At 40.4% G+C, this 15,545-nt stretch carries 10 protein-coding genes; 5 read left to right on the top strand and 5 right to left on the bottom strand.

What is annotated here, in order from left to right; all coding sequences use genetic code 11:
- Positions 1-108: 108 nt before the first annotated feature.
- From ALFOR1_RS06735 to ALFOR1_RS06720, 4 genes are all read right to left on the bottom strand, one after another.
- A complete protein-coding gene (locus ALFOR1_RS06735; RefSeq protein ID WP_104642452.1) occupies positions 109-612 on the bottom strand; it encodes an Mpo1 family 2-hydroxy fatty acid dioxygenase in 504 nt (167 codons plus the stop codon).
- Positions 613-763: 151 nt separating this feature from the next.
- Positions 764-1,438, bottom strand: a complete 675-nt coding sequence (locus ALFOR1_RS06730; RefSeq protein WP_058548955.1) for a Crp/Fnr family transcriptional regulator — start codon at positions 1,436-1,438, stop codon at positions 764-766.
- 3 nt (positions 1,439-1,441) lie between these two features.
- Entirely contained in the window at positions 1,442-2,092 is a 651-nt protein-coding gene (locus ALFOR1_RS06725) for a hypothetical protein (RefSeq protein WP_104642451.1), read from the bottom strand.
- A 78-nt stretch (positions 2,093-2,170) separates the two neighbouring features.
- Positions 2,171-3,079, bottom strand: coding sequence for an MBL fold metallo-hydrolase (locus ALFOR1_RS06720; protein WP_104642450.1), 909 nt, complete (start codon positions 3,077-3,079; stop codon positions 2,171-2,173).
- Positions 3,080-3,651: 572 nt separating this feature from the next.
- Between ALFOR1_RS06720 and ALFOR1_RS06715 the strand changes: the two genes are divergently transcribed.
- From ALFOR1_RS06715 to ALFOR1_RS06705, 3 genes are all read left to right on the top strand, one after another.
- Positions 3,652-6,621 carry a TonB-dependent receptor gene (locus ALFOR1_RS06715; RefSeq protein ID WP_104642449.1) on the top strand — a complete coding sequence of 990 codons (2,970 nt, stop codon included), beginning with the start codon at positions 3,652-3,654 and terminating at the stop codon, positions 6,619-6,621.
- Between the two features lie 95 nt (positions 6,622-6,716).
- Positions 6,717-8,267, top strand: coding sequence for a tryptophan halogenase family protein (locus tag ALFOR1_RS06710; RefSeq protein ID WP_104642448.1), 1,551 nt, complete (start codon positions 6,717-6,719; stop codon positions 8,265-8,267).
- Complete coding sequence (locus ALFOR1_RS06705) at positions 8,260-9,747, top strand: tryptophan halogenase family protein (protein WP_104642447.1); 1,488 nt, start codon at positions 8,260-8,262, stop codon at positions 9,745-9,747. The genes ALFOR1_RS06710 and ALFOR1_RS06705 overlap by 8 nt, the downstream gene beginning before the upstream one ends.
- Before the next feature lie 88 nt (positions 9,748-9,835).
- On the opposite strand, the gene ALFOR1_RS06700 is transcribed toward ALFOR1_RS06705, so the two are convergent.
- The gene (locus ALFOR1_RS06700) at positions 9,836-12,403 is read right to left on the bottom strand and encodes a glycoside hydrolase family 3 protein (RefSeq protein ID WP_104642446.1); all 2,568 of its coding nucleotides are present in this window, start codon (positions 12,401-12,403) and stop codon (positions 9,836-9,838) included.
- A 224-nt stretch (positions 12,404-12,627) separates the two neighbouring features.
- Here ALFOR1_RS06700 and ALFOR1_RS06695 point away from each other — a divergent pair, with 224 nt between their 5' ends.
- The gene (locus ALFOR1_RS06695; protein ID WP_104642445.1) at positions 12,628-13,956 is read left to right on the top strand and encodes a GH1 family beta-glucosidase; all 1,329 of its coding nucleotides are present in this window, start codon (positions 12,628-12,630) and stop codon (positions 13,954-13,956) included.
- 32 nt (positions 13,957-13,988) lie between these two features.
- Complete coding sequence (locus ALFOR1_RS06690) at positions 13,989-15,515, top strand: MFS transporter (protein WP_058548947.1); 1,527 nt, start codon at positions 13,989-13,991, stop codon at positions 15,513-15,515.
- Positions 15,516-15,545: the final 30 nt, after the last annotated feature.

Below are 15,545 nucleotides of genomic sequence, written 5' to 3'. Positions count from 1 at the left end.
CCTTTTATGTTGTCAGGTGCGAGGGCGTGTTAAGTTATTACTTATTTATAAAGAGGTTAACGCTTTATTTAGCACGCAAGAACAACTAAATATTTAAGTCGCTTGGTATTACGCTTTTGTTGGACCTGCTATTGCGTTCACTTCTCCTTCTAATGTTTTATAAAAACCCATTAAAAATAGCAGCTCAACAGTTACATACAACGGGCCAATAATTAAACCGATTAAATCATCTACAAAGGCCGGTTTTTTTCCTTCATAGTAATGGCCAATAAACTGCAGCACCCAACCAAATACAAACACGCCCACACCAATACTTAACCAAGGCCAAAAAGCCATAGCTGCTATAGGCTGCGCGGCAACCAGTAATAATGTAAATAACACGCCCATAATAAACCCAAGCGAAATGCTCAGCATAAAATAGTAAACAGCAGAGGCAAGTACAAACAGCTGTGCGCCATCTATAACTACACTAGCAAGTGGAATTTGAATACGTGCCAGTAAACACAGCGCTGCAAATACAATAAGCGGTATACCAAAAAAGTGAGTAAGCACATTACGTTTAGAGCGGTGGTACAAACCATAGGTACCTAGTTGTTGTTGAAGGGTTTTCATTATGTTGTCCTTTTTTTATTTGCAAAGCTAACTTTAGCAAAAGTTAACTTGGCAACAATGTCATATACCCGACATTTATAAAATTAAACAAACTCTAATAAACAAGCGCTTCTAGGAGCTTTGTAAAAACCTTTTAAAAAAGAGCTAATAGCTACGTTTGTGTAGCGAGCACTTTTAGCTTTTGCTTATCTAAAATAGTAATGCGCTGATAGCCTAAACTTATCGCTTTAAGGCTTACTAAGTGCTGTAAAATTTGATTAATAGTTTGACGTGTTAGGTAGCTCATGTCGGCAAGTTGTTGCTGAGACAAAACAAGTGCTTTGTTAACGTCGCTATGCTCACTTAGCATTAAAAGCCGTTTACACACTTTTTGCTCGGCAGTTAACAAGGCTTGATCTTCCATAGAGCTAAACATTACTCGCAGCTTTTGCGCTAGTAATAGCCCAAAATCTTGCCAATACTTGGGTTGCTCATTTAAAAGTTGCCCAAGGCAGCGCTGTGGTACAAAAAATAACGTCACATTTGTTTGTGCGTGTACGTCGTGAGTACGTAAGCCGCCATCAAATAACGTTAATTCACCAAACCAAAGTGACGAATCGATAAAGCTAAGCACAGCTTCTTTACCCTCACTACTTACGCCACTCACTCTAACGACGCCAGAAAGAACAGCATACAGCCCATCGTGTTGATCGCCGCGTAAAAACAAAGACTGCTGAGCATTAAGCGACAGTGTTTTACCTTGCGTAAGTAAAAAACTTTTTAAATAAGGGCTGCGGTTTTTAAACCATTCGCCTTGTTCAATTATACGTTGTTGCTCGGGGCTCATAATTTATTGCATTTGCTGATTAAAAGGCTGTAGTTCTTTAACTAGGTTTTTTGGTAATGATAAATCTGTGGCCACTATAAAATCGTTATAGGGTTCGTTTCCTGAAAATAGCTCCGCTATTAGTGCGTCGTCTTTAAATACATTAACCGATACACCACTACCCATACCGCCAGAGTTTATAATGTAATAATGATACGGCCCATTATTAAAAAACAAAATACTTTCTCCAATACGACCAACTTGACGATAATAGCTGCCAAAAGGAGCATCTGTACTGGCTTGTTTTTCAAGTCCTATGTCGTCAATTCGCCCAAAACGATAGCTCAGTGAAGAGCCATCTTTAGCAAGACAAACAGAAAGTACATTTTCAGTTGGCTCTAAGGCGTACGCTTTATCTTTACTTGGATTACGTAATACTTTTTGCATTTTAGCGTTTATATAAGCCGTTTCGTTGCTTTTGCAATGAGTAGCAAGTAAGCCTAAAACAATTGCTGGTTCGTTAACTTTTGCAGCTGGGCTTTTTGATTGTGAGTTTGAAGAAGGTTTTATTATATGATCAAGCTGTGCTTTGTTATGCGAAGAGGTTTGGTTATCGCAACCAAACAAAGATATAAGCACAAAAGAGTAAAAACTCGCTAAAAAAGATATGCGCATAAGAAAGTCCATGTAAAAAATCAGTCTTTAACATAGCGATAAACTAAAGTGCTCGCAATACCCTAATTCATATAACCGCTATAAATGTATAAGTAGACCATCTTCTGCAAAAATTACTTTACTTTTTAATGCTTTATTTAACGATTTATTAAAACGTTGCTGATTTTTTAATGATCGATTCATAAAATGCGAAATAACAGTAATACGGGGTTCAACTACTTTTAAAACGGCTGTAATTGCGCTTGGTGTAATGTGTAAATTTTTAGCCCCACTTGATGAGTTTTCATCAATGGCATTGTGCATCACTACCACGTCAGCATTTTTGGCAAATTCAGTAAATGTGCCTAACTTATTAGTCATATCGCCAGAAAACACAAGTTCACAACTCGCAATATTTACGAGCCATGCCAAAGCCGGTATTGGCCCATGATTTACTGTTAATGCTTTAACCACTAAGTCGTTTTGTAAGGAGTGGTTAAAAGGCTGCTCTTTACTGGATTTTACAGAGCGAATATCAAGGGTGTAACTTTCATTGCCATTAATGTAATCACTTAAGTATCTAAATGCGCCTTTATCGCCTAGTAGATTTTGTGTGTACTCATTCGTTGATGCCATAATGTGATTACCTTGCGGGCCATATATAGCAAGGGTTTTTCCACGTTGGGTAAAATAACTACCTTTTATAAAGCTAGGTAAATCACCTGCATGGTCACTATGTAAATGGCTTAATAAAATAGCATCGATATCGTTAAATTTTACACCTGCTTTATCAAAGCCAACACTTGCCCCAGAACCAACATCAACTAACACTCTGGCTTTGTGATTATGCCAAATAAGGTAACTAGTAGACGCTCGGCCATCATTAAGTTCAGGCCCGCCAGAGCCTAAAACTTGCAAACTCATATCATTACATTGCTCGGCGCTTACACTACTAAACGAGGTAAACATTAAACTAGTAGCTGCTAAATATAAGTAAGGTTTGATCATTGCTGCTCCGAGATTTTCAATGAAAATAAGGCGAATTTGCGCGCCAATAGCTGGCCTATTGCAAGTAAATTTAACGCAGCTAGCGTTGAAAATAGCTGTTCGAGATAGATTTATTATCCAGAGTTAAGGTTAAGTATAATCAGTAAACGATGCAGTATGTTAGGTGTGTGACAAACGGCCTTTACGCTATGTATAGTTATATAACTAATTTAACCCTGTACACCCTTCCCCTTTACTTTTAATGCAGTTAATAACTCAATCAACTAATAACCCAGCCTTATAGACTAAAACGATGTAACAAAACCACTCCAGCACAATATTCATAACCAACTGTAAATTATAACGTTAATTTAATTAGGGTACATTTTAAAAACAATTTAGTCTCATTTTGTTAAAACTTTGGTTGACCCTATTTAAAAATTAAACTAGCATTTCTGGAAGCGCTTCCACACAGGCGATTTTTAATTACCTTTTCTGGAAGCGCTTCCACACATTTGACAATGTTGTTAATTACACAAAAACAGTTCCATACTGGCTGTTAATAATAATGATAAAAGTACGAGGGAAACCGAATGGCTAACCATATTGTAAGAAAAACAAAGATAGCGACCAGCATATCTCTGATTTTAAGCGCATCTGTATCTTTAGAGTTGCTTGCACAAGAAGAAGCAAACCAAGACGTTGAAGTAATTCAGGTCACTGGCTTTAAAAGCAGTATTAAAGAATCAACTCGTTTAAAACGCGACGCAGCAGGTGTGGTAGACGCCATTTCTGCTGAGGATATTGGTAAGTTCCCCGATACCAATTTAGCCGAATCGCTACAGCGTATTACCGGTGTGTCGATTGATCGCTCAAACGGTGAAGGATCTAAAGTGACCGTTCGTGGTTTTGGCCCCGATTACAATATGGTAACCCTTAACGGTCGTACTATGCCGGCAGCTTCTTTGCCAGCGGGTGGCGGTACACCAAGCTCTCGTGCTTTTGACTTTGCTAATTTAGCGTCTGATAGCGTTAAATCGGTAGAAGTATATAAAACAGGTAAAGCGAGTATTGCATCTGGTGGTATTGGCGCAACAATTAATATTAATACTGCCCGCCCGCTCGATAACCCTGGATTTGTTTCAAGTATTGGAGTTAAAGCACTTCACGATACAACTAATCGCGTAGGCGATGATATTACACCTGAGCTTTCGGGCATTATTAGCTGGACCGACAGCGAAGCTAAATTTGGCGCATCGTTAACGGCAAGCATGCAACAACGCGATAGCTCATCAACTGGCGCATTTGTAAATCAGTGGAATACATCGGCATATGACGGCACTATTCCTCAAGCGGCTGACGATATTGTACTTACTAACGCACCAGAGATTGGCCAGCTTTATTCAATGCCATCAGATTTGCGTTATACCATAGCCGACAGAGAACGCACGCGTACAAACGCGCAATTAACGCTGCAATATAGCCCTATTGATGACTTAACAGCTACGCTTGATTACACCTACTCTAAACAAGATTTATTTGAAGCGCGTGCTGAGCAATCAATATGGATGGATAACTACAAAAGCGCACTTACCTTTGACGACAACACTGTAAAAACCCCAATTTACTACCGAGAAGAACGCCGCGATCAACAAACTCGCGACTTAGGCTTAGCGTTTCAAGAGCTTAATCAAGTAAATAAAAATGACTCAATCGGCTTAAATGTAGAGTACTACTTTAACTCTGAGTTGAGCTTTATGTTTGATGCACATAACTCAGAAGCCACCAGTAAACCTGATGCGCCATACGGTAGCTGGGTTAATGCAGGCCTTGGCGCAAACGTAGTTAACGCACAAGAAGTGGACTTTAGCCGTGAGCTACCTTCTATGAGCATCGATTTTAACGACTGCCGTAGAGAAAACTTAAATTGTAATAACACCTTAGATCCATCAGACGTGGGGACGTCTATTTTAGACTCAAACTTTGCAAGCCAAGAGTCTGAGGTAACCGAATTTAGGCTACATGGTAAATACGAGCTTGAAAACGGTGCAATTGACTTTGGTATAGAGTCTCGCTCTATGCAAAGCCATTCACTACAATCACTAACTCGTAACACTATGGGTAACTGGGGTATTGAAAACCCAGGTGAGCTGCCAGAGGGTTACTTAAACCCTACCAACTTTTTAGCTGAGTTTGATGATTACGATACATCAGGTTCATTTAATCAAGGGTATACGGGCAGCGCTTCACAAATAGGTTATTGGGCAGGCGAGCAATACGGCTTTAACTTTGCAGCCGATGGCGCATTTGCCACAAACCGCTCTATTGAAGAAGACATAACCGCCGCGTTCGTGCAATTTAGTTACACAGGTTACATTGGCGATATGCCCTATAACCTAGTTATTGGCGCACGCCAAGAGTCTACCGACATTACCTCAACAGCTAATATCGATTTACCAAATGCAATAGCATGGGAAGGTAATAACGATTTCAATGTACGCTTTGGCTCAAACAAAGAAGATTTCACGCTTAAATCTAGCTACGATCACTTTTTACCAAGCTTTGACTTTGACATAGAAGTAATCGAAAACGTTAAAGCGCGCTTTTCTTACAGTACAACAATTGCCCGCCCAACGTATGATAACTTAAGCTCTGCCGCTACTGTGGGCGTACCTGGCGGTCCAACAATTTTGGCAGGTTCGTCGCCCGCCACGGCTTCAACTGGTAACCCTGGTTTAGTGCCGCTTGAGTCAGATAACATTGATGTATCGGCTGAATGGTACTTTGCAGAAACAAGTTATGTGTCGGTTGGCTATTACACAAAAGATATCGAAAACTTTATTGGTTTAACGCCAATGACACAAAATTACTATGGTTTACGTGATGCAACTGCGGGCCCTCGTGCACAAGCTGCTATTGCAGAGCTGGAATCTCGCGGGCTAGCTATTACCGATTCAAACTTATTTCAAATGGTTGCCGCCACCGAAAATGGCGTAGATTTTGACTCTATGACCTACGAAGAGTTTGAAGCCGCATACGATGTTATTGCTAACAGCGATGACCCACTACTCGAATTTACGGCACAAGTACCTACTAACAATAAAAACGCCACTATTGATGGTTTTGAAATTGCATTTCAACACTTTTTTGGTGAAAGCGGCTTTGGCGTTCAAGCAAACTACACTACCGTTAATGGCGATATAGACTTTGATGTAAACGCAGACCCAACTACTACGCAATTTGCACTAGTAGGTTTAAGCGATACAGCTAGCTTTATTGCTATGTACGAAAACGATGACTTTCAAGCCCGTGTTGCCTATAACTGGCGTGATAAGTTTTTAAATAGCGCTGCACGTTACGTTAACGAGCCAGGTTTTACTGAAGAGTATTATCAAATCGATTTTAACGTTGCGTACAACTACAGCGAACAGCTTTCGTTTTTTGTTGAAGGTATAAATATTACTGAGCAAAACAGCCGCGAACATGGCCGAACTTCAGTGCAATTATGGAACCTGCAACAACTAGGCGCACGCTACAATATTGGTATGCGTTACAACTTCTAAAGGTAATACAAAGCAAAGCCGTTAGTTTTTACTAGCGGCTTTTTTGTATTTAAAACGATATAGTTTATGTGTTATCAAGTTTAGGGTTTTAACTCATGACCAAACCAATAAAAAAAATAGTCATTTTAGGTGGCGGCACAGCCGGCTGGCTAAGCGCGGGTTTATTAGCTGCTGAGCATCCACATTTAAGTGTCACGTTAATTGAGTCAGCAAATGTGCCAATACTAGGTGTAGGCGAAGGCACGTGGCCTTCAATGCGTAACACGTTGCAGCGCATTGGCATTAAAGAAATTGATTTTATAACCCAATGCGACACCTCCTTTAAGCAAGGTTCTAAATTTATAAATTGGCGCAACCTCAACGAGGGAGAAAACTACTACCACCCTTTTATGAACCCTCAAGGCTACGAGCACACTAATTTACACGCAAGTTGGCAACGCATAGCGCCCACCCAAAAGTTTGCTGATGTAGTTAATATGCAAAGCTTTGTATGCCAAGCAGCGCTTGCGCCAAAGCAATTACAAACCCCAGAATATGCAGCCGTTACTAACTATGGCTACCACTTAGATGCAGGTAAATTTGCTGAATTTTTAAAAAATCACAGCGTTAAAAACTTAAACGTTACGCATATTACTGACGATGTAACCGAGGTTATTAATGACGAAAAGGATTATATAGCCTCATTAAAAACCAATAATAATGGCAATATAACAGGAGATTTATTTTTAGATTGCTCAGGCTCTCGTGCGCGTTTAATTGGGGAGCATTTTAAAAGTGAATTTATAGCGCAAGATCATATTTTATTTAATAATAGCGCTGTTGCGGCGCAAATACCTAACTCCCATCCTACTCAAAATATTACCTCAGCAACGCTCTCTACTGCGCAAGGTAACGGCTGGATTTGGGATATAGCCCTGCCAACACGCCGTGGTACAGGTTATGTGTTTAGTAGTAAATACCAAAGTGATGAAAGCGCAACCGATACTTTAAAAAGCTACATAGCTAAAAGTACCAGCGAGCAACAAGCTGAGCAGCTTAATTACCGTGTATTAAAATTCAGCCCTGGATACAGGCAAAAATTTTGGATTAAAAACTGTGTTGCCGTGGGTATGTCAGCTGGTTTTTTAGAACCACTAGAAGCCTCTGCACTTGCCATGGTTGAACTTTCAATTAGTATGCTGAGCGAGCAACTACCACAAAACCGCACCCACATGAGCCAGCTTGAAGCACGTTTTAATGACCGCTTTAGCACGCGTTGGCAACGTGTTGTCGAATTTTTAAAACTTCATTATGTGCTAAGCGAACGCGACGATACCCCCTACTGGCAAAACATTCGCGATTTAACAACTGCACCAGAGCGGCTAAAAAACTTACTAAAACTGTGGCAATTTCAGCCCCCTAGCCGCTTTGACTTTATTGAAAACGAAGAAGTATTTTCATCAAGTAGTTACCAGTATGTTTTATACGGCATGGGCTTTAATACACAAACTGTATCTGCACAAAATGCATTTAACGACCCACGTGCTGGGGATTACTATTATCAGCAAAACCGTGAAAAAATAGCGCAATACTTAAAAGGCTTACCGAGTAACCGCGAGCTTTTAAATTATCTTTTATCTAATAATAGGCAGCCACATAATGACTAAAACAAATGCTATTAAAAACGTAGTAATAGCGGGAGGCGGTACTGCAGGCTGGATGGCCGCGGCTGCACTTGCAAAATTAATTGGCAAAAATATACATGTTACCCTTGTTGAATCTGACGATATTGGCACTGTAGGCGTTGGCGAGGCAACAATTCCGCCTATTCGTACGTTTCATAAATTGCTAGGTATAAATGAGCAAGCTTTTATGAAAGCCACTCAAGCAAGCTTTAAATTAGGCATTAGCTTTGAAAACTGGGGCGATGAAAACACGCGTTATATTCACTCATTTGGCGTAACGGGCAAAGAATGTTGGGCGGGTGAGTTTCATCACTTTTGGCTACAAGGCAAAACTTTAGGAATAAACAACCCTTTTGGCGATTACTGTTACGAGCTGCAGGCGGCTAAAGCCGGTAAATTTGCGTTTAACCAACAAAACCCTATTAACTACGCCTACCATATGGATGCTACCCGCTACGCGCAGTTTTTACGTGAATTTTCAGAGCCATTAGGTGTAAAGCGTGTTGAAGGTAAAATACAAAAAGTAGTAAAAAACGCTAAAACAGGCCATATAGAATCATTACTTTTAAATAGTGGCGAGCAAATAAACGGCGACTTTTTTATAGATTGCACCGGCTTTAGAGGCTTATTAATAGAGCAAGCATTGCATACGGGCTACGAAGATTGGTCGCACTTACTACCATGCAATAGCGCCATTGCAGTACAAACAAAATCAACCAGCGATACCGTATTGCCACTTACCCGCTCTATTGCCCATAAAAGTGGTTGGCAATGGCGTATACCGCTGCAAAATCGTGTAGGCAATGGGTTAGTGTATTGCAGCCAATATATGGATGACGAACAAGCTAAAGCGTTATTGCTAAATAACATTGAAGGTGAAGCGCTTACTGAACCCCGTGTTATTAAATTTAAAACTGGGCGTCGCTTAAAAGGCTGGAACAAAAACTGCCTTGCGCTAGGTCTTGCTAGTGGATTTGTTGAACCACTTGAGTCCACCAGCATTCATTTAATTATGTCGGGTATTATTCGCTTTATGCGTTTATTTCCGTTTAATGGCATAACCAATCACGCCATTGATGAATACAACAAACAACTTAAAAGCGAAATTGAAAATATTCGCGATTTTATTGTGCTGCATTACAAAGTAACTAATCGCGATGACAGCGAATTTTGGCTGCATTGTAGCGCCATGGAAGTGCCAAAAACACTTAAGCATGAAATTGATTTGTTTAAACAAACTGGCCGTGTATTTTTAGACGATGGTGATATTTTTAGAGTCGACTCTTGGGTACAAGTTATGCTTGGACAAGGTATTGGGCCTGAACAGCACCACTTAATAGCTAGCATGATGAACAATGAAGAACTCACCCGTTTTTTACACGGTATTAAACAGCAAATAGAACAGCGCGTTAGCCAATTACCGCCGCATCATGAATTTTTAAAACAATATTGCCCTGCATAAATACCCTCTTTAAAAAAAAGCCCTTAAAAAAGCCCTTAAAAAAGGGCTTTGAGACAACACACAATAAACTTAACTTATAAACATGCTATTACTCACACTTAACCGTGGCGCTATTTGCGCTTTGTGGTATAAAGCTAATATCTGCAACTGAAACGCTAAGCTCTCCTGCCGTTTTAATAATAAACGGGCTGGTTACTCTGGCAAAATCAACGCCCTTTTTAGCAAAGCAGGTTAAATCTATACTCATGGTTTGCCATGTATTTAAGGCTGAATTTTTAAGCTCATTGGTTATATTAAGCTCGCCACCACAGCCTTGCTCGCATTTCATACCTAGCTGTACTTGCTCTGTTGGCATTGTATTTATTTTATAGCTAAAACTAAGTGCTGAATTGGCCTCAATGTAAGCTACTTTGTCTTCAGTAAAGTTACTGTTAATTTCAATATAGCTTGCGCTAGAGCCTATAAAATTAAACGCCATCGCATCTTCTTGAATGGTTTTATCTTCAGTACGATAAGTAATGCCGCCAAGCTTTACACTATTGCTAGCCACTTGATGCTGCTTGTTATTAGAGTTTAAAAACAAACGCCACGGCGTTTTAAAGCTACCATTAAATATAGACAGCGTCGCAAGGTTGCTTACATCAACACCTGAGTCTTCATTTAGGTTATTGGCAAGGGTACTTTTATCTTTATAGGTTAACCCAAATCCATAAGGTAGTAGCGGTGCATAATGTTCATCGCCCTTATTTACAGCCGTTTGCAGTGGCGATTTAGGCCAAGAGAACGATAACTTACCTTTAAAGTCATGTTGTACTTGCCCATTTACATCCGCTAGTAAAACATCTGCAATGCCTTGGCCTTCAGTGCCAGGAAGCCATGCAGCTACAAACGCATCAGATGCATTTAGCTCGCTATTAACCCACATTGGTCTGCCCGATATAAACACAGATACAACCGGGATATTTTGCTGTTTTAACGCTTTTAAAATTTTAAGTGAGCGTTTATTACCTCGTTCAAACTCAAGGTTGTCTTTATCACCATGCCCCTCTGCGTATGGCTCTTCGCCAAATACAACAATGGCTACATCGGGTTTGGTATCAAAAGTGTCATTTGGGCTTAAAATAGCGATACCGCCTGCTGTATCTATTTGCGCTTTTAACCCGGCATATATAGAGGTGGCTCCAGGAAAGTCTTCATTTTTATTGTTAGTGCCCTGCCACGTAATGCTCCAACCGCCCGATTGTTTACCAATATTATTGGCCGCATCGCCTGCTATAAGTATATTGCTTGATGGGTTAATCGGTAATATATGGTTATTGTTTTTAAGCAGTACTAAAGACTCTTGCACCGCTTGGCGGGCAATATCACGATGTGCTGGCGCACCAATTAGCGCTACTTTACCTGAGAATTTACGCTTGGCAGGGCTTGGTTTTTCAAATAAACCTGCGCGTAATTTAACACGTAAAATACGCGCAACGGCATCATCTATTCTAGCCATGGGAATAGTACCCGCTTTTACTTGCGCTATTGTATTGTTATAAAGTGGTTTCCAAGCACTTGTAGGCACCATAAAAATATCAAGCCCCGCATTGACCGCTTGTGGGCAGCTTTCGTTAGTACAGCCGGCAACTTGCCCGTGGCCATTCCAATCCCCCACTACAAAGCCATCAAAACCCATTTTGGTTTTGAGTACATCGGTAAGTAAGTATTTATTACCATGATTTTTTTTACCATGCCAGCTATTAAACGACGCCATAACAGACTGGCTACCTGCCGTTAAGCCACCTACATAACCTTGCGCATGTATGTTGTACAAGTCTTTTTCGGTATCTATATTATTACCTTGATCGTCGCCATCCACTGTACCGCCATCACCTAAAAAGTGCTTAACAGTACTAATTACGCGTTTATCACTTAAAAAGTCGCCGTCGGCTCTACCTTGTAAGCCATTTACAATAGCGGCTGAATACTTGCGAACAATTGCAGGGTCCTCTGAATAGCCTTCGTAGGTTCTGCCCCAGCGATCATCGCGCACTACAGCTACGGTAGGTGCAAATACCCAATCAATTCCTGTAGCCATTACTTCTACCGCTGTTGCCGCTGCAATTTGCTCTATAAGCGCAGGGTTATTAGCAGCACCCAAACCAATATTATGCGGAAATAACGTCGCACCAATGACGTTATTATGTCCATGTACGGCATCGGTGCCCCACATGGTAGGGATTTTACTGCCATCAAGCGTATCATCAACCGATGCTTGATACATACTCTCTGCAAGCGCTATCCATTCAGCAGGAGTAGCATGCTTATTAGCATCAGGAAAAGAGCCTCCACCATTTAAATAAGATCCAAACCCATATTTGCGCATATCTTCAACGGTTATATCGCGAATTTCTGGTTGGATCATTTGCGCTACTTTTTGCTCAAGCGTCATCGACTTTAAATAACCAGCAATTGTATTTTCAATCTCGGCACTTTTTTGTACTTTGTTTTTAAGAGTTGGCCAAAGTGTTATATCGCCCTGCTCATGCTCCGAGGCGTTAGTATGATTGTTACTAACTTGCGTTTGCTGTTTATTACAGGCTGTTAAAACGCATATTCCTCCTACTAAAAGGGAAAGAATTTTTAATGCTTTTGTGTTTAAGCTTTTTTTCATTGTTATGGCCCTGTGTTGTCTGGGTGTGTTTTTATAATGTAATTTGCTTATTTAAATATAACTATTGACCTGTTAAACAATAGCCACTAACCTAAATATGGAAGCGCTTCCTGAAAGTTATTAAATACTATACCCGGCGATTAATCAAATTAATTATGGAAGCGCTTCCAACTTTAACTTTATAAAAGCAAATTTACTAAAAATAAAGCAGGGGTTTTCGCTTAATGAAACAATTATCTTTACCTAGTGGCTCACAACTTTTAGCCAAACACTTTACTTACGGTGTGGCCACAGCGTCTTTTCAAATTGAGGGTGGCGCAGCAGATCGCCTCCCCTGCATTTGGGATACCTTTTGTAGTAAAGAAGGTAAAATTGCTGATAATTCAAATGGTGATGTTGCCTGTGAGCATTACACTCGTTGGCAAGATGATATAGATTTAATTGAGTCGCTAGGTGTAGACGCCTACAGGCTTTCTATTTCTTGGCCGCGTGTAATGACCAAAGCAGGCCATTTAAACCCTAAAGGCGTTAAGTTTTACACCGATATTTTAGATGAGCTAAAACGTCGTAATATTAAAGCATTTGTTACTTTGTACCACTGGGATTTACCACAACATATTGAAGACGAAGGCGGCTGGCTTAACCGAAACACGGCTTACGAATTTGCACATTACACCGATTTAATTACCCAAGCCTTTGGTGAGCGAGTACATTCTTACGCAACACTAAACGAGCCATTTTGTAGCTCTTATTTAGGCTACGAAATTGGCGTACATGCACCTGGTATTGTTGGGCGAGAATACGGGCGAAAAGCTGCCCATCATTTACTACTTGGCCACGGATTAGCGATGCAAGTACTTGCTAAAAATAGCCCTAATTCACTCAACGGTATTGTGCTTAACTTTACGCCTTGCTACCCAGTTACCCAATGCGAAGAAGATTTGAACGCCACTGCATTTGCTGATGACTACATAAATCAATGGTATATGCAGCCAGTAATGCAAGGTCAATACCCTGATATTATTAACCAATTACCTAAAGCCCAGCGCCCTGATATTTTACAAGGCGATATGGACATTATTGCACAGCCACTTGATTATTTAGGCGTGAATTTTTATACCCGTATGCATTATCAAGCAAGCGAAACAGACTTTTATCATGAGCTGCCACACAAAGCCCCAATGACCGATATTGGCTGGGAAATTTACCCTAAAGCACTTACAGAGTTACTTGTATCGTTGAACGAAAAATACACCCTACCGCCTATTTATATTACCGAAAATGGCGCAGCTATGGCTGACGAATTTAAAGACGGTGAAGTGAACGATAACGACCGTATTGACTATTACCATGAACATTTAAATGCTCTACATAATGCAACAGTACAAGGCGTTAAAGTAGATGGTTACTTTGCTTGGAGCCTCATGGATAATTTTGAATGGGCAGAAGGGTATTTAAAACGTTTTGGTATAGTACATGTAGATTACGATACCCAAACACGCACCGTTAAAGCCAGCGGTAAAGCGTATAGAAAATTAATAACTAGCCGCTAAATTAGCGGCTCATAACAATAAGAACACACACTGTGAACAAACTCCCTTTATACGAAAAAGTCGGTTATGCCATGGGTGACGCGGGTGCTAATTTAGTATGGCGCGGCGCATTGGCCTATTTAGCGGTATTTTATACCGACACCTTTGGCATATCGGCTGCAGCGGCCGCCATGCTGTTTTTAGTGGTTAGATTATCTGATGGTGTAACCGATATAATTATGGGCATGATTGCCGATAGAACGCAGTCGCGCTTTGGAAAATTTAGGCCGTGGATACTCTACTCCGCGCCCTTTTTAGGTTTGTTTATGGTGCTGTGCTTTACCACACCAAACTTTAGCGAAACCAATAAACTTATTTATGCCTACGTTACTTATATTGGTTTAACACTTGCTTATACAGTCAGTAACGTACCCTACTCTGCACTTATGGGCGTAATGACCCCCGATGACACCCAGCGCACAAAGCTATCAGGATTCAGATTTGCAGGCGCGTTTACAGGCGGGTTATTAGTGATGGGCTTTTTACCCGACTTAGTCGCTTATTTTGGAGGCGGTGATAACGCCAAGGGCTATCAGCTCACTATGTATTTGTTCGCAAGTTTACTTATTGCGCTCATGGTTATTACCTTTGTAAGCACTAAAGAACGCGTAATAGCGCCAGCTTCAGAGCAAGGGTGTTTAAAATCAGAACTGTTTGATTTAACTAAAAACCTGCCATTTATAATATTACCTTTGTTATCAACAACACTGTTTTTTTATTATCGCGATTTATACAGCGGGCTATTTTTTGCTTTAGTTATGGCGGCAATGACTGTTGTTATAAAAAAACTACTTAATAAAAATAAACAAAACCTAACCGGTTCGCAGCGCGATATGGTCGATTTACTAACAAATAAACCTTGGCTTGTTTTATTAGGTATTGGCTTTTTAACCATGATGTTTAACGGTATAAAATACGGTGTTATTGCTTATTACTTTAAGTACCACGTTGCTGATGAACTAATGGCAGGGCAATATTTTATTGCCTTATTAATAGTATCTATATTTGGTGCACTTGCTACAGGCAAGCTGGCTGAAATTATGGGCAAACGCAATTTATTTATTGCATCGTTGTTGCTAAGCGGCTTATTAACCACTGCATTTTATTGGGTGCCTAGCAATAATATTGTCGCTGTATTTACCTTTGGCTGCGCGGCTGAATTTTTTGCAGCCATGATGCCTACTTTGTTTTTTAGCATGCTAGGAGATTCTGCCGACTACTCCGAGTGGAAAAATAAACGCCGTGCTACCGGGCTTATTTATTCAGCAGGTACCTTTGTGCAAAAAACTGGTGGTGGTTTTGCTGGGGCACTCGTATTAGTGGTACTTGCAGGCTATGGATATAACGGTATGGATGAGCTTACAATTAATCACGCCCTACCCGCTATGCAGTTACTAATGAGCTGGATCCCAGCTGCTTTTGCTTTTTTAGGCGCCGCGTTGATGCTTATTTATCCGCTTACACCCGCAATGACCCAAAAAATAACAGAAGATTTAGCAATTAGGCGCAGTAATGTGTAAATTAACTTTTAATCACAACTTATGTTTTAT

It is taken from the genome of Pseudoalteromonas carrageenovora IAM 12662, from assembly GCF_900239935.1.
GTDB lineage: Bacteria > Pseudomonadota > Gammaproteobacteria > Enterobacterales > Alteromonadaceae > Pseudoalteromonas > Pseudoalteromonas carrageenovora.
The sequence above is the reverse complement of the archived record's forward strand: the minus strand, read 5'-3'. Positions and strand labels throughout refer to the sequence as shown.

Excerpts from the sequence above, each read along its gene's own strand:
- ALFOR1_RS06735 (WP_104642452.1), bottom strand. The coding sequence starts at position 612 with ATGAAAACCCTTCAACAACAACTAGGTACCTATGGTTTGTACCACCGC.
- ALFOR1_RS06730 (WP_058548955.1), bottom strand. The coding sequence starts at position 1,438 with ATGAGCCCCGAGCAACAACGTATAATTGAACAAGGCGAATGGTTTAAA.
- ALFOR1_RS06725 (WP_104642451.1), bottom strand. The coding sequence starts at position 2,092 with ATGCGCATATCTTTTTTAGCGAGTTTTTACTCTTTTGTGCTTATATCT.
- ALFOR1_RS06720 (WP_104642450.1), bottom strand. The coding sequence starts at position 3,079 with ATGATCAAACCTTACTTATATTTAGCAGCTACTAGTTTAATGTTTACC.
- ALFOR1_RS06715 (WP_104642449.1), top strand. The coding sequence starts at position 3,652 with ATGGCTAACCATATTGTAAGAAAAACAAAGATAGCGACCAGCATATCT.
- ALFOR1_RS06710 (WP_104642448.1), top strand. The coding sequence starts at position 6,717 with ATGACCAAACCAATAAAAAAAATAGTCATTTTAGGTGGCGGCACAGCC.
- ALFOR1_RS06705 (WP_104642447.1), top strand. The coding sequence starts at position 8,260 with ATGACTAAAACAAATGCTATTAAAAACGTAGTAATAGCGGGAGGCGGT.
- ALFOR1_RS06700 (WP_104642446.1), bottom strand. The coding sequence starts at position 12,403 with ATGAAAAAAAGCTTAAACACAAAAGCATTAAAAATTCTTTCCCTTTTA.
- ALFOR1_RS06695 (WP_104642445.1), top strand. The coding sequence starts at position 12,628 with ATGAAACAATTATCTTTACCTAGTGGCTCACAACTTTTAGCCAAACAC.